The 18,273-nt window shown below is 70.9% G+C and carries 20 protein-coding genes and 1 pseudogene; 5 read left to right on the top strand and 16 right to left on the bottom strand.

Going from position 1 to position 18,273, the window contains the following annotated elements:
* Positions 1-139 precede the first annotated feature (139 nt).
* The 16 genes and pseudogenes from ACFYZA_RS23765 to ACFYZA_RS23690 form a co-directional block, all read right to left on the bottom strand.
* The gene (locus ACFYZA_RS23765) at positions 140-1,123 is read right to left on the bottom strand and encodes a SpaA isopeptide-forming pilin-related protein (protein ID WP_388492609.1); all 984 of its coding nucleotides are present in this window, start codon (positions 1,121-1,123) and stop codon (positions 140-142) included.
* Between the two features lie 60 nt (positions 1,124-1,183).
* On the bottom strand, positions 1,184-1,495 hold the full coding sequence (locus tag ACFYZA_RS23760) for a hypothetical protein (protein ID WP_388492607.1): 312 nt from the start codon (positions 1,493-1,495) through the stop codon (positions 1,184-1,186).
* A 189-nt stretch (positions 1,496-1,684) separates the two neighbouring features.
* Positions 1,685-2,174 (bottom strand): annotated as a pseudogene (locus tag ACFYZA_RS23755) (hypothetical protein).
* A gap of 30 nt (positions 2,175-2,204) precedes the next feature.
* Complete coding sequence (locus tag ACFYZA_RS23750) at positions 2,205-3,077, bottom strand: DUF317 domain-containing protein (protein WP_388492606.1); 873 nt, start codon at positions 3,075-3,077, stop codon at positions 2,205-2,207.
* Complete coding sequence (locus ACFYZA_RS23745; RefSeq protein WP_388492605.1) at positions 3,074-4,303, bottom strand: ATP-grasp domain-containing protein; 1,230 nt, start codon at positions 4,301-4,303, stop codon at positions 3,074-3,076. The genes ACFYZA_RS23750 and ACFYZA_RS23745 overlap by 4 nt, the downstream gene beginning before the upstream one ends.
* Positions 4,304-4,568: 265 nt before the next feature.
* On the bottom strand, positions 4,569-5,804 hold the full coding sequence (locus ACFYZA_RS23740) for an MFS transporter (RefSeq protein ID WP_388492604.1): 1,236 nt from the start codon (positions 5,802-5,804) through the stop codon (positions 4,569-4,571).
* Positions 5,801-6,319, bottom strand: coding sequence for a regulator (locus ACFYZA_RS23735; RefSeq protein WP_388492603.1), 519 nt, complete (start codon positions 6,317-6,319; stop codon positions 5,801-5,803). The genes ACFYZA_RS23740 and ACFYZA_RS23735 overlap by 4 nt, the downstream gene beginning before the upstream one ends.
* Positions 6,316-7,158 carry a winged helix-turn-helix transcriptional regulator gene (locus ACFYZA_RS23730; RefSeq protein ID WP_388492602.1) on the bottom strand — a complete coding sequence of 281 codons (843 nt, stop codon included), beginning with the start codon at positions 7,156-7,158 and terminating at the stop codon, positions 6,316-6,318. Before ACFYZA_RS23730 ends, ACFYZA_RS23735 begins: the two co-directional genes overlap by 4 nt.
* Positions 7,159-7,201: 43 nt before the next feature.
* Complete coding sequence (locus ACFYZA_RS23725; RefSeq protein WP_388492601.1) at positions 7,202-7,615, bottom strand: hypothetical protein; 414 nt, start codon at positions 7,613-7,615, stop codon at positions 7,202-7,204.
* A 10-nt stretch (positions 7,616-7,625) separates the two neighbouring features.
* Positions 7,626-8,069 (bottom strand): hypothetical protein, encoded by a 444-nt coding sequence (locus ACFYZA_RS23720; protein ID WP_388492599.1) that lies wholly within the window; start codon positions 8,067-8,069, stop codon positions 7,626-7,628.
* A complete protein-coding gene (locus ACFYZA_RS23715; protein WP_388492597.1) occupies positions 8,066-8,548 on the bottom strand; it encodes a hypothetical protein in 483 nt (160 codons plus the stop codon). The genes ACFYZA_RS23720 and ACFYZA_RS23715 overlap by 4 nt, the downstream gene beginning before the upstream one ends.
* A 449-nt stretch (positions 8,549-8,997) precedes the next feature.
* Positions 8,998-9,738 carry a hypothetical protein gene (locus ACFYZA_RS23710; RefSeq protein ID WP_388492596.1) on the bottom strand — a complete coding sequence of 247 codons (741 nt, stop codon included), beginning with the start codon at positions 9,736-9,738 and terminating at the stop codon, positions 8,998-9,000.
* A gap of 19 nt (positions 9,739-9,757) precedes the next feature.
* Positions 9,758-10,456, bottom strand: coding sequence for a hypothetical protein (locus ACFYZA_RS23705; RefSeq protein ID WP_388492595.1), 699 nt, complete (start codon positions 10,454-10,456; stop codon positions 9,758-9,760).
* 19 nt (positions 10,457-10,475) lie between these two features.
* A complete protein-coding gene (locus ACFYZA_RS23700; protein WP_388492594.1) occupies positions 10,476-10,961 on the bottom strand; it encodes a hypothetical protein in 486 nt (161 codons plus the stop codon).
* Complete coding sequence (locus tag ACFYZA_RS23695) at positions 10,958-11,509, bottom strand: DUF4913 domain-containing protein (protein WP_388492711.1); 552 nt, start codon at positions 11,507-11,509, stop codon at positions 10,958-10,960. Before ACFYZA_RS23695 ends, ACFYZA_RS23700 begins: the two co-directional genes overlap by 4 nt.
* A gap of 237 nt (positions 11,510-11,746) precedes the next feature.
* Positions 11,747-12,502, bottom strand: coding sequence for a DNA-methyltransferase (locus ACFYZA_RS23690; protein ID WP_388492593.1), 756 nt, complete (start codon positions 12,500-12,502; stop codon positions 11,747-11,749).
* Between the two features lie 509 nt (positions 12,503-13,011).
* On the opposite strand from ACFYZA_RS23690, the gene ACFYZA_RS23685 reads away from it, so the two are divergent.
* The 5 genes from ACFYZA_RS23685 (at position 13,012) to ACFYZA_RS23665 (ending at position 18,247) form a co-directional block, all read left to right on the top strand.
* Entirely contained in the window at positions 13,012-14,130 is a 1,119-nt protein-coding gene (locus ACFYZA_RS23685; RefSeq protein WP_388492592.1) for a C40 family peptidase, read from the top strand.
* Positions 14,131-14,258: 128 nt separating this feature from the next.
* Positions 14,259-14,573, top strand: coding sequence for a DUF6112 family protein (locus ACFYZA_RS23680; RefSeq protein ID WP_388492591.1), 315 nt, complete (start codon positions 14,259-14,261; stop codon positions 14,571-14,573).
* Entirely contained in the window at positions 14,573-15,265 is a 693-nt protein-coding gene (locus ACFYZA_RS23675; protein WP_388492590.1) for a hypothetical protein, read from the top strand. Before ACFYZA_RS23680 ends, ACFYZA_RS23675 begins: the two co-directional genes overlap by 1 nt.
* A gap of 36 nt (positions 15,266-15,301) precedes the next feature.
* On the top strand, positions 15,302-16,669 hold the full coding sequence (locus ACFYZA_RS23670; protein ID WP_388492588.1) for an ATP-binding protein: 1,368 nt from the start codon (positions 15,302-15,304) through the stop codon (positions 16,667-16,669).
* A gap of 81 nt (positions 16,670-16,750) precedes the next feature.
* On the top strand, positions 16,751-18,247 hold the full coding sequence (locus tag ACFYZA_RS23665) for an SCO6880 family protein (protein ID WP_388492587.1): 1,497 nt from the start codon (positions 16,751-16,753) through the stop codon (positions 18,245-18,247).
* The last annotated feature ends 26 nt before the right edge of the window (positions 18,248-18,273 follow it).

The raw sequence follows: 18,273 nt of genomic DNA, 5'->3' as shown, positions 1-18,273 counted from the left end.
CATCCTGCGCGAGACAGGCCTGGACAACGTGGCGGCCGCCGACCGCTAATGCCGTCGAACGATGCTGTTCGGCGACGCAAAAGCCCCCGGAACCAGGGGGGGTTCCGAGGGCGCCGCAAAGCGGGTGGGGTGGGCGAAGCTAGCTCTCCACAGAACCGTTGTCGCCATGCTTCGCCGTGCGGCGTCGGCGGGCCAGCGCGATCGCGCCACCGCCCGCTACGAGCAGCGCTACGGCGCCGCCGAGCAGCCAGGGGGTGGCGTCGGCACCCGTGTGAGCAAGGGCGCCTTCCGACGTGGGGGCCGGAGGCCTCGGCACATCATTCGGCACCGGGGGCAGGGAGACCGATGTCGAGGCGGAGGGCGAAGGGGTGGTGGGGGTGTGCGGAGCTGGCGTGGGCGGCGTGCTGGTGTCCGGTGTCGGTGGAGTCGGCTTGGCCGTGGGAGGGGTCGGCTTCGGGCTGGGGGCCTGTTCCTTCTTGGTGTCGGTGAGGGCGACGTTGCCCCGGACGCCGGGCTTGGCGGCGAACTTCTGCGGGGCGGCGTCGAGTTGGTAGCCCTGGGGGGCCTTGACCTCGGTGGCGGTGTAGTTGGTGCCGGCACGCGAGGAGACGGGGAGGGTGGCCTTGGCCGTTCCGTCCTTGCCGGTGGTCAGGGTGACCGGCGTGCCGCCGGTGGTGGGGGCGATGTTGATGACGGCGCCTGCGAGGGGCTGGCCGGTGCTCTTGTCGGTCTTCTTGACGGTCACCTCGGCGGGCATGAACGGATCGATCACAGTGACGGGGGTGCCGGCGCCGGCGGTCACGATGACGTCCTGGTCGGGTACGACGTCAAGGAGCGGGCTGCCGCTGGAGGTCTCCTTGAGCCGGTAGACGCCTACCTCCAAGCTCTTGAAGACGAGCTTGCCGTCCGCGTCGGTCTTGCCGCTGGCGGCTTCCTTGCCGGTGCTGTCGAGCAGGGTGAAGGAGACACCGCCGATCGCGGTGCCGCCGGTGTCCTGCTTGAGGATCTGGATGCCGCCGGTGTCAGGAGCATGGGCGAAAGCGCTCGGGGCGGAGATCAAGGTGATGGTCGTCGTGGTGGCGACTGCGATGGCAGGGGCGAGGCGCCGGGAGGAGATGCGCAAGTGGAGATTCTCCTGGTTGTTCGGCAGGCCGCAGGGCCCGGTGGGTGGGGATCGGCCGGTTCAGCGGGAATGGCCGGGGGCTCGGCTTGCGGGTGGTGAGGCTGGGCGCGGCGGTGCGGTCATCGCGTAGCGGCGGGCCGCCGCCCGCACGAGTCGCTGCTGTTCCTCGACTGGGCTCTGCTCGATGCGGGCCAGGCCCTGAGCGATCTTGCGCCCGAAGGGTGAGTCGATGGTGTCGCCGGCCTCTTGAACGATCTGCCAGGCGGCCGAGGCTTCGACCACGGCGCTGTATTCGGCCGGGATGCCGAGCATGTCGACGGCGTGGAACCGCGCTTCGCGCAAGACCTCAGCGAGGGGAACGTCGTCGTTCATGACGTCCTCGATGATGTCGAGCAGGATGAGTGTGGCCCGGTGCACTGGTCTTGAGAGGCAGGGTCGGCGAGCCAGAGTGCGCCCGGTTCCGGGGGCGAGGATGGCGGGTCACCGGGAGGTGGAGGCGGCTGGGGAGGCTGACGGCGGGAGGGCAGCCAGCGGGGCGGCGACATGGGGCTCCGTGGGGGTTCAACGGGCTCGGGAGCCGTTGTGCGGGGCTGAAGGGGCGGGTGCCGGGATTGCGGTCCGTCCAGGGGCGCGGCTCGGGGCGGATTCGGTCCAGGTGCCGGGGAACCAGACGGCGGCGTACTGCTTAATGGCGTCGCGCAGGCCGGTGGTGACGGCCCCGTCCCACGGCGGGCGGCCTGGGCGGTGATAGTTGTCGAACGTGCCGTACTGCTTCGTGTTCGGCCGGATGGTGCTGGCCTCGTCGCGGCGGTGGAAGGTGCCGTGTTCCACGAAGCCGAGGGCCACCGCGTCGATTTCTCCACGGTCCGGGTGGACGACCGCGACACGCAGCCCGCCGTAGGTGTCCGCGTGGATGGTGCGGGTGAAGTCGATGCGCAGCCGCAGGGGTGCGCCGGGGGCGGGGGGTGGCGAAGTAGGTGTTGCCCACGACGGCGTGGTCGTGGAAGGGGAGGCACAGCTCGGCGAAGAACTCGGCGGCCTGAAGGGGCAAGTGGGTGCTCCGGTCGGGGTGGGGCTGGTCCTACCGGCGTGGACGAGGCAGGGCCGGTGGGCTGGTCGTGCTCCAGCGCGGGACGCTGGCCGCGGGGAGCGCGGCCGGGCGGCGGGATGCTATGGCCCGGCGCACGTCGAGCGGAGTGGGGGCCGACGGGCTGGGCGGAAGGATCGGGGTGAGTTGGGCCATGCCCTTGATGTAGCTGAAGGTCGCCGCGCGCCACCGGGGAAGCGGAGCCGGGTCGGCGACGCACTTGGTGACAGCGGCGAGCAGGGCGACGGGGGTGTCGGTACTGGCGGTGGCGTACCAGGCTGGCCGGTCGGCGGACTTGCCGGCCCACAGGTGCCAGCGGGCCGCTCGCGTGGTCAGCTCGGCTTCCGGATCGAGGTCGCCGGCGGTGAACTCCAATCCGGCGAGCCCGTCAGGGGCGTTCACTGTGATGACGTCCCAGCGGGGTCGGTCCATCTCCCAGCCCAGGTTCAGGAGCGGCACGATCGTGAGGAAGGGATCGTGCTCGTCCGTCCCGGCGACCGGCCGGGCGAGGTAGGCGTCCGGCCCCTGCTCGTATGCCGTGGCCAGCACGGTGGTGAACGCCTGGACGAACTCCGTGGGGACGCTGTCGTTGAAGCAGACGCCCCAGGCTGGCGGCCCGAACGAGTCCTTGTAGGCGTTGATACGCCAGAGCCCGTCGTCGTCGCCTTCGGGCAGATAGCCCAGGCGTACACGCCGGTCGGGGGCACTGACGTAGACGTTTCCGAGATCGTCGTGCTGAAGCTCCCAGCCGAGGGCGAGCAAGGGGGCGAGGGCGGGGTCGCCGGTCCCGGTGGTGGAGGCGAGATGGCGCGGGGAGATGTACACGTCGCCGTCGAGATCACCAAGATCGTCGGGCTGGTGGCTCATCGGTCCGCCTTCGCGGTGACGGTGATCGCGCCGGCTGCCGTGTCGAGGCGTTCGGTGACTTCGGCGGTGTTGCGGCCGGTGACAATGTAGAACCCGGCCCGGGCGGTGAACAGGTCGCCTACGGGGGGCAGATCGAGGTGGTCGCCGATCTCGCGGATCCACTGGACCTGCCGCAGCCACGGGGTGTGGGCGGCGAACTGCTGGTCGATGTGCCGTGCGGTGAGCGTGCCGGAGGTGTCCGGATAGAGCATGCGGATTCCCGCAGCCCCAGACCGCGTTGGGGTGAGGTCCGGTGCCCGGCCGCAGGCGAGGTCAGCGGCAGCCTTGGGCAGGTCGATGCCGGTGGCGAGGTGGACCAGGTGGCCGATCCTGTCGCCGCCGATGCGTGCGTTGACCTCGATCAGCCGGGGGCGGCCGTCCACGAGGCGCAGCTCGACGTGCTGCACACCGTCGGTGATTCCCAGGGCCCTGACAGCAGCGGCGGCTGCCGGGGTGACCTGGGCCAGGAGTGGGTCGGCGGCATCGACGGTGTGCCCGGTCTCGTCGAAGTACGGTGCGGGGCCGAGGTGTTTGCGGGTGACGGCGACCGCGGTGGTCTCGCCTCGGTGGGTGACGCATTCGACCGAGATCTCCGGCCCGTCGAGGTACTCCTCGACCAGGATTGCGGTGTCCTCGCGGCTGCGGCCCGCGCCGGCCGAGGCGAACGCGAAAGCGGCGGGCAGCTCTTCGGGACGGTCGAGGCGAATCACACCGATGCTGCCGGCGGACGCGGCGGGCTTGATGACGGCGGGGTAGCCCAGCGTCATCGTCGCAAGGCCGGCCTCCAGCAGGGTCCGTGCCTTCATCGAGGCGGCCGACGGCACCCCGTGGCGGGCGAACAGCGTGCGGGCGGTCGCCTTGTTGCGGCAGGCTCGCATCACCTCGACGGACGGCGAGGACAGACCGAGCACGCGGGCGAGGCGTGCGGTGGGGACGAGATGCCACTCGTCCCAGGTCATCACACCGGCGAGGTCGTGCCGCTGCGCCAGGGCCCGGCCACCGGTAAGCAGGGCGGTGGGATCGCTCGGGTCGACGACGGCGTGGTCGACGATGAACGGCTTCTCCCACGACGGCTCGACGCCGGTGAGCAGGACGACGTCATAGGCGGCGGCCACCTGTTCAAGGCAGTAGCCGCGATAGGTCTCATCGCCGGGAGACACGACGAGCACGGTGGGACGAGCGGACAAGAAGGGGTTCTCCGTATCGGTGGACGGCAAGGGCGAGGGAGCGGGGTGTCAGGCCGCTCGGCGGCGGCGCGGCTCGAACGCCGCGGCCCAGTAGGGGTGTTCGTCGATCAGGCGGCGGGCGGCCATGCACTCCGGGGCGCGGTAGACGTGCGGTTGCGTGCGTCGAAGGCGCGCAGCTAGTCGGTGATGCTGCGACCGGTGGCGCGGTGTGATCCGAGGACGGCGGTGGGCATGAGGTTCTCCACAGGCTGGGGATGCGGCGGGGTCAGGTGCGCAGGGCGGGATCGGCGCGCAGCCGGGCGAAGGCGCAGAACAGGCCGAGGGCCTGCATCGCGGCGCATGCGGTGACGACATGCCCCAGAGCGTCGGGCGGCGTGATGGCGGTGAGTACGCCGGCGACGGGGAAGGGCAGCAGGAGGATGAGGATGGTCGCCGACAGGGTGCTGCCGAACCTTTCCGGGGGAATCACGCGGGAGCGCAGGGTGCGCAAGACGACGGTCATGCCGCCTTCGCCCGCCATGAGGATCGCGACCAGGACGAGGTAGGACCGGTAGTCGGGGGCCTGGGCGGCTGCGAGGCAGGCGAGCGAGGCGAGCGCGGCGCAGGCAGCTCCGACCGGCCACAGGCCCAGGCGGTCAATCGCGAACCGGCAGACAGTGACGGCCAGCAGGGTGGCCGCCGCGGCGACGGACCAGACCAGGCCGACGGCGGTAGTGGACTGCCCGAAGTGCTGCACGACGATCACGGGGCCGGCCGCCTGGAGGAGGCCGGTGGCCAGGTTGGACAGGGTCAGCCCGGCCACGAGCCAGCCGAGCGCGGGAAGCGAGCGGATCGTGCGCCAGCCGGTGCGAAGCCCCCCGCCGGGCTGCCCCTTCGGCGCGCGGGCCGGTGTGACGGGCGAGGGCGGGGTGCGCAGGGCGAGCAGCGCGGCGAGCAGCGAGAGCACGGCAATCACCGCCAGCATCGGCGAAGGCCCGGCGAGCAGGAGAACCCCGGCCAGCGCGGGGCCGGTCAGCGTCGCGGTCTGGTCGATGCCGAGCAGGACGGCCTGCACGCGGTGGGCCCGCCGTCCTGCTCGGCGGCCGGCTCCGGCGCCCGCGGTCTCGGCCGCGATGTAACTGAACTCGGTGAGCACGCCGGTCGCCGCCGCGAGCACCATGACGGTCGCGCTCGCCGCAGTGCCGGACGGCTGCAGGTGGAGCAAGACCGCGCCGGCAGCGAGGGCCACCGCGCGTCCCAGAGAGGCGAGATGGAAAACGACGGCCGCTCCGCGCCGGTCGACGATCGATCCGGCCCACCCGAACGCCGCCAGACGCGGGACCCACTCCAGGGCGAACGCCAAGCCCGTCAGCGCGGCGGACCGCGTCGTCGCGAGCACCAGGAGCGGGATGCCGTACGTGGACATCGCGAAAGCCAACGCGTCCGCCGTGCGCGGCAGATAGATGGCACCGGCCAGCCCGGCGGTGTGGCGTGCGTGCCGGGGTGTGACCGCTTGGCTCACGCGGCCCGCTCAGGTTCGGACACCCAAGTGGCGGGGCGATTAACGGCCAGCCACTGGATCAGGAGGGCGCGGGGACGGGCAAGGCCCTCCGCGTCGTCGGCGCTCGTCAGGTGCCCGGCGGCGGACCGGCCGACGCCATCGGCCTGTTCGGTCGCGAGCGAGGGAGTCAGAAGGTCGAGGACGCGACGGATGCGGAGGCTGAACTCGCAGACCGGCGCCGGGTATGCGTACTGGCGGGCCCAGCGCGCAGCCGCGTCGTACACGTCGGCCAACTCCGTGCCGCGGGTGGTGAGCACCAGGCCGGCGCCGGGAACGGTGCGCACGAGACCGTGGGCTCGGGCCGCCTCAGCAGCCCAGCGCAGTTGATGCGAGGACAGGTCGGGGAGGGTGCTGGCGAGTCGTCGCGGCGGGATTGCTCCGTTGTCGTCGATCTCGGTGACCAGCCGGATCAACGGCCGCGAGGCCAGCAGGTCAACGGCCTGGCGTATGTCGGCAGGGGTGAAGGGGGTGGTCATCGGCGCGGGCCTCCCGCCGGGATGGCCTTCGTGGGGCGGGCGGTTGCGGCGTGGGAGAAGATCTCTCGGTTGTGCCACGCGGGAGAGGAACCGGCCGCTCGCGCGGCTGGGAGGGTGGCTGGGGCGGGCCGGGACTGACTGGTGACCCACTGCCTCGGAGCGGGTGTGGCCCGTGTGTGGCCCCAGACCGGGTGGTGGGCCGCTTGGTCGAGGGGCTGCCCTGCGGACCACGCGGACAGGGCGCCGAGCACAGGGCCCAGGCCGTTGCCGGCTGCGGACAGCCGGTAGGGCCGGCCGAGGCCCTCGGTGTCGACCAGGCCGTCGGCGACGAGCTGCCGCAGCGGCGGGTAGATGTTGGTCCAGTCCTTGCTGGGCAGCACGATCGAGGCCAGGGCCCGCCCGCTGGCCTCCTCGCGGGACTTGAGCACCCACAGGATGGAGGCGGCGTGGCGGCGGGTGAGCAGGGTGAGGCTGTCCTCGATCTGCTCGATCGCGGGCAGCGGACGGTCCGCGGGATCCAGGTACTCCTCGGCCCAGTTGACGATCAGCGGCAGGACCGGCAGCAGGGTCACACCGCGCGCGGTGTGACCGTAGGTCACATGCCGTGCGCTGTGCTCGGTGCGCTCAACGAGACCGGCGTCGCACAATGCCTTGACCTTGGGATGGAGCTGTCCGTTCTCCAGCCAGGACACCTTGCCTGCCAGCTCGCTGTACCGCAGGGGCGGTCCGGACAGCGCCAGCAGGATCCGGACGTTCCAGCGCGGAGTGATCATGGCGAGGGCCTCGGTGACGCGGGCGATATCGGCGTCGGTGTCCGGGGGCAGAGTGGTGGTGGCCAAGGCAGGAGCTCCTGGGTGGGTGGAAGGGGGGATCGCCTGAGGGTCAGCGGCTGTGCACAGGACTCGGGGCCGCCACAGGCGGAGCCGGAACGGGCGGAGAGGGAGCCGACGGGTTCGGTGTGAGGGCCGGGACGCGGGCGAGGCTCTGCAGGACGGCGTTGATCGATGTGGCTTGGACCTCGCGAACCGCCACCGCTTCGGCGAGGCGGCGGGTCCAATCGAGGAGGTGGGAGACGTCGTGGCGGCCGATCTGCCGCTCGGGGTGGAGGAGTCGGGCGAGCTGGTCGCGGTGGAAGTCGATGCTGCGCTCAGCGAGGGCGAGGTCTTCGTGCATGCCGAGCAGGGCGGAGAGCATCCCGGGCGGCTGGTCCTGGACGTGAGCTTCGAGGTCGGCGAGCGGGGCGCCGTACAGGTCCTCGATCCGTCCGGCTGTCTCGGCGGATGTGAGGTGGGTCAAGCGGGGGCTTTCACGGTTGGCGGGCCCGGGCCGCCCCGGCGCCCGTGGGTGCCGGTGCGGCGGACGGGGGCAGGCGTGCTGTGGCTCTGAGCTGCGCGGCGGGGACGGGCCGGGCGTGCTGGTCGGGCGGGGGCAGGGTGCGCAGCAGTTCGCCGAGGGCGGCGCGGTAGCCGTCGCGTGCCTTCAGTGCCGCGTCCAGCCACTGCGCGTCGGAGCGGAGTCTGTCTGCCGACAGGTCGCCCATGTCGCGGTCCGGATCCATGTCCGCGTGCAGGTGGTCGCGGACACGGGCGACCTGTTCCTCGGTCAGAGCCAGGAAGGAGCGCAGTTCCAGGGCGCGGACGAGGGTGGGCAAGGCGTCGGTGCCGACGGCCGCCTCATACAGTTCTGGAACCGGTCTCCCGAACGTGTCTTGCAGGTCGGCGTCCATGGTGCTGGCCTTGTCCCGGCTCATCGGGCGGCCCTTGTCGACCGCCACGCCGTGGTCGGCGCGGTTGCGCCCGCAGGCCGGGAGGGAGCGCTGGTCTGCACTGCCGGTCCGGTGCGGGGCCGAAGCCGGGCGAGGCGTTCGGCGGCCAGGCCCTTCTTGCCGGGGGCGTGCGGGCCAAGGAGCCAGCGCACGACCAAGGCCCGGCCGTCGCGCGCGGTGACGGCGTCGTTGACGCGATGGGCGAGGCCCATGGTCGAGTCGTCTATCTCGCTGGGCTGCTTGTCCAGCGCCGCCAGGAGGTCGTCCTCGGCCTGGTCGAGTGCCTGCTGAGATGCGACGAGCATGCCGTGCCACTTGACGACATCGGTGGCCTCCGGATGCGCAGTCGGCGCGGAGGTGACCGCAACTGTCAGCTGGGCCATCGCCATGCCGAAGCGGGCTTCGATCCGTTCGGTGAGCACGCCCACGACGTCCTCGGGGCTGTTGGATATGCCGTCGGACAAGGAGAACTCCTTTACAGATGGCGTCACCTGGAAGGCCAGGCAACAGAATTGGGGCAGCGCCGTTCGTGCGCCGCGAACCGGTAGAGGCGTCTAGTGCCTCTGTGCGGACCGCCGGGCCGTCCTGGAGAGGCCGGGAACCGGTGCCGGCGGCTCGGACGGCCCGGCTGCGGGGGCGGGCGCCGAAGCGAGCGGCGTCTGGCGCGGTGCCGCCGTTTCTCCGCGGTGTGTCGAGGGCAGGCAGTACCGCCAGAGCGCCTGCGCGGAATAGAGCACGGCAGCGGTTGTTGCGATTTGGGTTACGTGCATGCGGAAATACCCCTGCGGACATAGGGATGCGATAGGTGATGCCGCAGCTCGTATTCCGGCTGCTGTCCAAGAGTCCGGAGAATCGCCGGTTTGGCTAACAGGCGATCGTCGGCTATGTTGCGCGGCCCCGCAGCACATAGAGGTCAGCGCGAACGGCCCGGCGGGCGCAGAACTGGGGCCTGTGCCACACCCATCGGGCGGCTGACCGCGGCTGTCGGACGTACCGGTGGGAGTGGGCCGGCCGCGCCGGTGAGCCGGTCGTCGCACCACTGCAGGGCCTCGCCCACTGTGTCGAAACCGCCCTCGCGCAGGGTGTACGTCCACGCGACGTCGTCGACCTCCTCGACCACGACGCGGAACGCACTGGAGGCTTGCTCGTCCAAAGCGCGCAGGGCCACAACGGTGACCATGTCGCCCGGATTGTCGGCGGTGTAGGAATAGCCCATGGCGTAGTGGTCGCCGTCGCGCGCGAGGCGTCGCTCCAGGGCACGGGTGGCTTCGTCCGCGGGCGGTGGGCCCAGCTCGAAGGTGAGGCCGATGGCGTCGTGCGGGCAGCCGCGGTGGATGAGCCAGGACTGTGCCATCGCCGGCAGCGGCAGCAGCTCGCGGTCGAAATTGAACGTTCTCCTCTCCCGGTCCCGCTCCAGGTGCACGGCGACGTACTGCGGCATGCCCGGGTGCCCGTAGGTGGCCGTGCGGTCGAAGAGGACGTAATAGCTGTGCGCGCCGTCATGGTGTTGAGCGAGGGGGACGAGCATGTCCTCGTGGACGCCGACCTTGCGGTAGAAGTCGAGGTACTTGTCCTCGTCGGCATCGAAGTCGTCCAGGCCGAAGTCGACTTGAGGGAGGGGGGTGCGGGCCTGCGCCGGTTCGCTGGGAGACAAAAGAGCCTTTCGGTGGAGATCAACGCCGCTGCGCCGCAGTGGGGAGCGGGGTGCCGACTCGGGCCGGGACGGGCGCTGCCTGGGTGGTGGGCGCACGGCGGGCGGCGAACAGCGCTGCGCGTCCCGCGTCCGTGAGGGCGACCGGCTGACCCGCGTGCACGGGGTGGTCGGTGTCCCGCACGACGAGGCCGGCGTCCTCCAACCGCTGCAACGTGCCGTGGGGGACACGGGTGCCAGAGGCCGATGCGACAGACATCCGGCCGGTCAGCAGGTGCTGGTAGAGCTTGGCGCCGCCGGCGATGGTGAGCAGCGTGGACTGCTCGTCCGTGGAGAGCTGCTTCGTGCGGTGCATCGAGGCTGCTGCGGCGCCCTCCATGGGTTCCAGAGCGGCGATCACCTTCCGGGCGGCGGTATCCCGTGCGCCTGTGGCCTCCTCCAGCTGGTCCACAGTGCGGTCGATGCGCGTGAACAGGGCGTCGTCCACGTCGAAGTCACCGCTGGACAGCCGGTTGAGGAGACGGAGGTAGAAGGCGACGCTCGTCTGCGCGGTGGCCAACTCGCGTTGCAGGTCGACCAGGTGGGCATGGGCTTCGTCAAGAATGCCGCGGTCGCGGAAGGCCCACAGGGTGTCGATGTCGTGGCCGGTGGCGGCTTCAAGGCGGTGGTCGAGTGGGGAGACCGCGCGCCGGAAGGGTGCCGGCGCGGGTTCAGTGGGCATAGGCGACGCTCCGTGGCGTTCAGCGGGCGTGGTGGTGTTCGGGGTTGTATGCGGGACGGGGCAGACCCGGCAGTGCGGCGGACGGTGGACCGGGCCGGGGCACGGGGGCGCGGGTGGTGAGCTGCGGCGGGCGGGAGCGGGCCGCGTGGGTGCGGGCGCTCAGTGGCCGGCGGGTCATCCCCAGGCGGCGGCCGACCTCGTCGTAGACGTCGTTGCCCGCACGCGGCCGGATCGCGACGACGTGGATCTCCTTGCGGTGCGCCGACTCCGCGGGCGCCGGGCGGATGCCGTAGACGACGCGCCACTCTCGTCGCGAGTCCGCGAACAGCTTGCGGTAGCCCTCCAGGTCGCCGTCCAGGCGCAGCCCGAAGCGCTCCGCGTTCACGACTTCCTGCAGGTAGACGAGGGAGAGATCGCGGATGTCGCTGGGGGCCTGAAGGAGATCGCCCAGCGCGCGGGGGTCGAAGCTGAGTGCGAAGGCGGGCTGTCCCTGTCCCTCGGTCATGACGTCGGCTCGTCCGACTGAGCGGCCCCGGCCGCTTCCGTGTTCTCTGCCGTCTCCGTGCGTATGGACGGCGGCGGACCCGGCAGGAGCCGGTGTGCGGGCCTCTCAGGGGAGGTCATGCAGGCCGACAGGGGCCCGCCCGGTGCACGGATCGCCGCGACGGCGTGGGTGAGGAAGTCCCGGTGCCACACAAACAGTCCGGACAAGCCGGCTTCGGGGTCCTTGTGCTGCTGGTAGGCGAGCCACAGGGCATGGAGCCAGGCCACCACGTCGTCGTGCTCCTGCCACTGCAGGCACCAGGGAGCCGCAGTCGTGACCTCAGCCCCGTAGACGGGGAGGAGGAAGTCGTCGACCCAGTCGCTGAGTGCGTCGAGTTCGTCCTCCCGTTCCTCACCCGCGAGTTCGAGGATCGGACGGGGCTCGGGCGGAGCGGCGGGAGGCGGTCCGCCGAATCCCGGCATGCCGAATGCGGCGAACGGTGACCCTCCCGGCACTGGCGCGGACGCGAGATGGTCGAGCTGCTGAGCCTGTTGCGCCGACTGCTCCATGAGCCGCCGTACGCTCGCCTCGATCCCCTCCAGCTGCGGATCCGGAATGCGGACTGGCTCCAACTCGCCGTCGTCAGAGGGGTTTACGGATTCGGGCATGGAAAGCTGAGCCTCCTACAGGACACGGAATGGGAGACGGGCAACAGCGGCAGCGCGCCGGGTGCCCGGCGTGCCGCCCGCCCGCCTGGGGATTGGCGACGACGGCGCCGGCGGCCTTGACCGGGCACTCACTCCGGTTCAGACGGTGAGAACCACGTCGTCCTGTGTGAGGGTCGCGCGGATCGTTTCGGTGAGCCGATCGGCTGCGATCGACGCATAGTGCTCGGTCTTCTCCACGCCGATGAAATCCCGGCCTTCCAGCAGCGCGGCGACGCCCGTGGAGCCGGACCCGGCGCAGAAGTCGAGCACCGTGCCGCCGTCAGGGCTGATCTTGACCAGCTCGCGCATCACCGAGATGGGCTTCTGCGTGATGTGGCGGCGCTGGGCCCCCGATGGCTGCGACGCCGAGTACATGCCCGGCAGATAGACCGGGTTCCGGGAACCGTCGATCGGTCCCTTGGACGCCCAGACGATGAATTCACAGTTCTGGGTGAACCGGCCCTTTTGCGGCCGGGCCTGCGGCTTGTGCCAGGCCAGCACGCCGCGCCACAGCCAGCCGGCGGCCTGGATCGCATCCGTTGTCGTCGGGAGCTGGCGCCAGTCGGTGAACAGCGCCGCGGTTCCCCCGGTCTTCGTGAGCCGGTGGGCTTCGGTCATGATCTGGGTGAGCCAGAAGCCGTAGCTCCTTTGGTCCATGTTCTCGCCGGTGAAGTCGGCGAGTTCGTTCTTGGAATCGGCGGAGGTGTACTTCTGCTTCGCGGAGCGGGAGGTGCGCTCCTTCGCGGTCCTGCCCCCGCTGTTGTACGGCGGGTCGGTGATGACGGAGTCGACGCAACCGTCCGGAAGGCCGGCGAGAACACTGAGGGCGTCGCCCTGGTGCAGGGAAAAAGGCAAAGAGGAACCCCAATTCGGGTACGGAGTAGCGGAGATGACTCACCGCCTCGCACAGAAGTCCTCAGGGGCCGTAAGTGGGTATGCAGAAGCCCGGGGCCGCAGACCGAGGAGGACGAGGGGGAGTTCAAAAACTGTAGAGGCGAATGTGCCGATGACCAAGAAGTGCGCTGCTGGGGTGCCGGATTCCGATACCTCCCGCCGACTTTTTGGCCAACCGCCAATCCGCGCCTACTGTTTCTGAACCGCCCGGCGCACATCGCCGCTGGCAACCCCTGACACATCTCACGGAGATTTTCCGTGCCCCGACGCACCTAGCCAACGTCCGGCCCCGCGGAGCGAGCGGCAACTCGCCCCCATCGGCCGCCCCGATCGCCCACCCCGGCCGCCGCGCCCTTCCGATACGCCTCGCGCACGCGGCACGCCGGACACCGCATCCCGAAGGACACATGCATGACGTATCGCTACCCACCCCTGCCCGAATGCGCTGACCGGCGAGCGGCCCGCTCGGGTTGAAGTGGCTCGCCGCCGGTATCGGCGTCGTCTTCCTTTCTCCGATCATCATCGCCGGCACCGGCATGATGCTGGCCTCTTCCGCCGACGCCGTGCAGCGCAACGGCTCCTTCAGCAGCTGCCTGACCGATCTCGACACGGACCAGGTCGCCGAGCAGGTCGCCAAGATCCTTGACGGCGCGTCCGGACAGAACGTCCGCATTGAGGGTCTGGACCTGCCCGCCGAGCAAGTCCCCAACGCCCGCACGATCGTGGCCGCCGGCCTGTCCCTCGACGTCCCCGCCAAGGGACAGGTCATCGCGCTCGCCACGGCGATGCAGGAGAGCCGGCTGCGCAACCTCAACTACGGCGACAGGGACAGTCTCGGCCTCTTCCAGCAGCGTCCCTCCCAGGGCTGGGGCAGCGCCCAGCAGATCCGCGACCCGGTCTACGCGAGCGAGCAGTTCTACAAGCACCTGCTGAAGGTGAGCGGCTGGCAGCAGATGACGGTGACCCAGGCCGCCCAAGCCGTGCAAAGGTCCGGCCTGCCGGACGCGTACGCGCAGTGGGAAGACCTGGCCACCGCCCTGCAGGGCGCCATCGCCAAGAGTTTTCCCGGCGATGGCAAGAGCGCGGAACAGGGCAAGCAGCCCGCAACCGGTGCGGCCGGCTGCACGCCAAGCCAGGACGGTTCCGGCTTCGGCCGCATCCCCGAGGGCAGGGTTCCCCAGGGCTACGCGATCCCGAAGGACGCCGATCCGAAGGCCCGCACGGCCATCGAGTGGGCGATGCACCAGCTCGGCACGCTCTACCAGTGGGGCGGGTCCTGCACGAACTCGCACGGCCCCGACCCGATGGGCCGCTGCGACTGCTCCAGCCTGATGCAGCAGGCGTACGCGCATGCCGGCATCACGCTCACCCGCACCACGTACACGCAGGTCAACGAGGGCAAGGCGGTCCCGCCCGCCCAGCTCAAGCCCGGTGACCTGATCTTCAGCCGCGGCAGCGCCGCACGGCCCGAACACGTCGGCATGTACATCGGCGAGGGCCTCGTCATCGAGGCGCCGCGCACCACCAAGCCAGTCCGGATCACCCCGCTCAAGGACTGGGACATCCTCGCCGCCCGCCGCGTCCTCTGACGCCTCCCCCGCCTAACACCGCTCCGGGCGGGCCGCCGCTGCGGCACCTATGCGCCCGAACGCACCTCCCCCTCCGCCTTCCCGCCGGCCTCCCCCGGCCCGCGCATGCAAGGAGCCCCGCCACCCATATGTCCGTCCCCCTCTCCGACCGCGTCATCAAGCTCGCCTACGACCCAGGCATCTCGCCCCAGGGCGGCGGACTGCCCGGCCTCGCCGTGCTGAAGAACGTCGTCAACAGCATCAACATGTTCGGCATCATCGCCGTCGTCGGCGCCCTCGCCGTCTCCCTCGGCGTATGGGCCTGGGGCCACCACACCGGTGGCCACCAGGCCGAGGCCAACGGCAAGAAGGGCGCCGTCGTGGCCGCAGGCGCCGCCCTCGGCCTGGGCGCGGCCAACGGCATCGTCGCCTTCTTCTCGGCCCTCGGGTCGCAGGTCCACTGATGCGTAGCCGGCTCCCCTCCCTTTCGTTGTCCTCGTACGGCACGGGCTGGTCCGCCAACCGGCGCATCGCGGTCATCACCGGCGCCATCGCCGTCCTGCTCGCCATCGCCGGGACCGTCGCCCTGCTGACCGGCGCCAGCAACAGCCGGCAGCCCCAGGACAGCGCCGCGCCCCTGCCGAACAGCAGCCCGTCCGCTCCCGAGACCGCCCCGAAGCCCACCTCCGGATCGGGATCGGTGCCCACGCCTCCGCAGATCTCCGAACCGGTCGCCTACGCCAAGGCCGCGGCCCAGATGCTCTGGTCCTACGACACCCACAGCACGAGCCGCGACCAGCAGCTCACCGGCATGCGCGCCTGGATGACGAATGAGACCACGTACGCCGACTGGGCCTCGGTCTCCGGCCAGGTACCTGATCCGGTGCTGTGGTCGCGGATGGCCGACCAGGACCAGCGCGCCACCGCCAGCGTCACCGAAGGCCACTACCCCTCCGCGTTCAAACAGGCGCTGACCGACGACCCGTCGGCGATCACCAAGGCGTACATCTACGTCGTCACCGTCAACGGCCGACAGCAGATCGCCTGGAAGCAGGGCGGCAGCGGGGCCGAGGAACGGGCGGTGACCCTCGCCGTCCAGTGCCGCCCGAACCACGACTGCACCCTGGCCGCCATCGCCCCGAGCGTCACGCAGTGACCCGCGCCTGAGACAAGAATGGAGGAGTAACTCGCTTTGGGTTTCTGTGATTTGCCCCTGGCCGACAAACTGTGCGCCGTCGGCGACGCGGTGAGCTTCGCCTCGGACCCCGGCAAGGCCATCGGCGACTGGATGGCCAAGAGCGCCGGTGAACTGGCCGCCGCCGCAGCCGATCTGGCCGCCAAGGCCGTCGACACCACCACGAAGGTCGACCTCAACGCGACCTGGTTCGTCGACAACTACGAGATGCTGCTGCCGCTGGGCCTGGTCCTGCTCGTCGCCACCTTCTGCGCGCAGCTCGTCCGGGCCGCCATCCGGCGGGACGGACAAGCTCTGACCCAGGCGTTCACCGGCACCATGAGCGGCGTCCTGTTCGCCTTCTGCGCCATCGCCTTCACCACCGTTGCCGTCGAAGTGGTCGACGCCCTAAGCGACGGCCTGTTCAAGACCGCGCACCTGAACATCGAGTCGGCCGTACGCCGCATCGTGAAGGTCAACCAGATCGGCGCCCTGTCGGGGCTGGGGTGGCTCGTCCCGGTCGTCGCCGGCCTCGGCGCAGCGATCGGCGCGTTCCTCTACTGGTGCGTGATGATGGTCCGCAAGGTCGGCATCCTCGTCATGGTCACCCTGGCGATCTTCGCCTCGGCCGGCGGCGGCTGGGAGGTCGCCCGGCGCTGGCGCAAGGGCTGGATCGAAGCCACCGCCACCCTCGTGGTCTCCAAGCTCCTGATGACCGTGATCTTCGTGCTCGGTATCGCCGCCCTGGGCAAGACGGAGGCCAAGGACGGCATCGGCGCCCTGGCCGACGTCATGTCCGGCATCGTGATCATGATCCTGGTGCTGCTCTGCCCCTACGCCGTATTCAGGTTCGTCCACTGGGCGGCCGACGGGACGGACGGCGAGTCCATCCATCGCGCCGGCGGCGCCGGAGCGCAGATCGCCAGGGCGCACGCCGAGAAGGCCGCCCGCAAGGCAACCGCGGCGGTGGCAACCGCCGGAACCGGCGGCGCTGCAGCCGGAGCGGGCGCCGCCCCGCAAGGTCCCGACGGCGGCTTCCCCGGCGATGTCGCCGCCCACCCGACGGGCGCAGGCGCCGACGCCAAGAAGGGTTCGCAGAGCGGCTCAACGGGTGCCTCCCCCGGCGGCGGAGCCGTCAAGTCCGGTCTGGAGACGGCCGTTCAGCCCGCGCCGACGAGCGTGTCCGACGACACCAGCGGCCACGTGGGCGGCAGCCCTGGAACAGGCGGCCCTGGCACCGCCGCGTCCGGGCAAGGCGGCGGATGGCAGACCTCGCCACCGACCACCACCCCGCCGCCGCCGCAGGGCGCACCCCCGTCCCCCGGCTCACAGAACGCCCCCTCGAGCGGGCCGGTTTCACCGCCGCCGCCTGCGACCGGCCCCTGATCCCCTGACCGACTCCCGGGGGCGGGACGTGCACACGCCCTCCCGCCCCCGGGTTCCATCCGCGCCTCCAGGACTCGCCCCTTGACTGATCTGTCCGTCGCCCCGGTCACGGTGAAATTCCCGCACCGGTCCCGCCGCGGCATTCTCCTCGGCCTCTCCCTGCCCCAACTCGTCCTCGTCTCCTGCACCGTGGCGCTGCTCCTGATGACGGTGGTGTCCACCGGTCTGCTCGGCGCCGTCGCCCTGGCCCCGGTATGGGCCGCGTCCGGTGTGCTTGTCGTGCTCCGCCGGCACGGCCGCTCCCTGATCGACTGGGCGCCGATCGTCGCCCGCTACGCACACCGGCGCCGTACCGGCCAGACGCTCTGGCTCGCCCGGCCCGCCAACCGGCCACGGCAGGAAGGCATCCTGCACCTGCCCGGCACCGCCGCCTCCCTCAAAGTGGTCACCCCCGGCGACTCGGCCAACGGCGCCGCCGCCGTGCATGACCCCCACCAGCAGACCCTGACCGCCATCGCCCGCGTCAGCAGCCGCGCCTTCGCCCTCCTCGACCCAGCAACCCAGAACCACAACGTCAGCAGCTGGGGGCGGGCGCTCGCGGGCATCGCCCGCACCGGACACGTCGCCACGGTGCAGGTGCTGGAACGCACCGTCCCCGACAGCGGCGACACCCTCACCCGCCACTGGATACAGAACGGGCAGCCCCAGGCCCCGGTCGCCGGACAGATCTACTCCGAACTGGTCGCCTCGGCCGGCCCCGCCGCCGCCCCGCACGAGACCTACCTCGCCATCTCCCTCGATCTGAAAGCCGCCCGCCGCCTGATCAACCAGGCCGGAGGGGGACTTCCCGGGGCGTTCACCGTCATGGAACAGACCACGGCCAGCATCGCGCAGGCCGCCCGCACCGCCGGTCTCCAGGTCACCGGGTGGCTGAGCGCCCGGGAAATAGCCGCCGTCATCCGCACCGCCTACGACCCCAAATCACTCGGCGCCCTCCAGCAGTGGTCCGACACCGGCCGCGCCGAGGCCGACCCCGCAGCCGCCGGACCCGTCGTCCAGGTCGAGGAGTACGACCGCCTCGCCACCGACAGCGCACGCCACGCGACGTACTGGGTGGAGAACTGGCCGCGCACCGAAATGGGAGCCGGTTTCCTGCACGGCATCCTGTTCACGGCCGGGGTACGCCGCAGCCTCTCCCTCCTCTACGTGCCGCAGGGACTTGAGTCCGCACTGCGCGATGTCCAGCGCAAGAAGGCCGCGATCGTCTCCGACGCCAACGAACGCGCCCGCCGCGGACAGGTCGACTCCGAAGAGGACTCCGTCGAGTACGCCGACGTCAAAACACGCGAACGCCAGCTCATCGCCGGACACGCCGACGTGGCCCTGACCGGACTGGTCACCGTCACCGCCGAGACCGACACCCTGCTGGACGCCGCCTGCGCCCAGATCGAGACCGCCGCCGTCACCGCCGGAGTCGACCTGCGGAGGCTCAACTACCAACAGCCCAGCGCCTTCACCCTCGCCGCCCTCCCCCTCGCACGCACCGAAGGACAGAAGAAGTACGGCCTCGCCGCCTGAACCAGCCCCAACCGAAAGGTCCCCTT

This window comes from Streptomyces sp. NPDC001828, from assembly GCF_042892175.1.
Taxonomy (GTDB): domain Bacteria; phylum Actinomycetota; class Actinomycetes; order Streptomycetales; family Streptomycetaceae; genus Streptomyces.
Note: the sequence above shows the minus strand (reverse complement) of the source record. Positions and strands in the feature narration are given on the sequence as shown.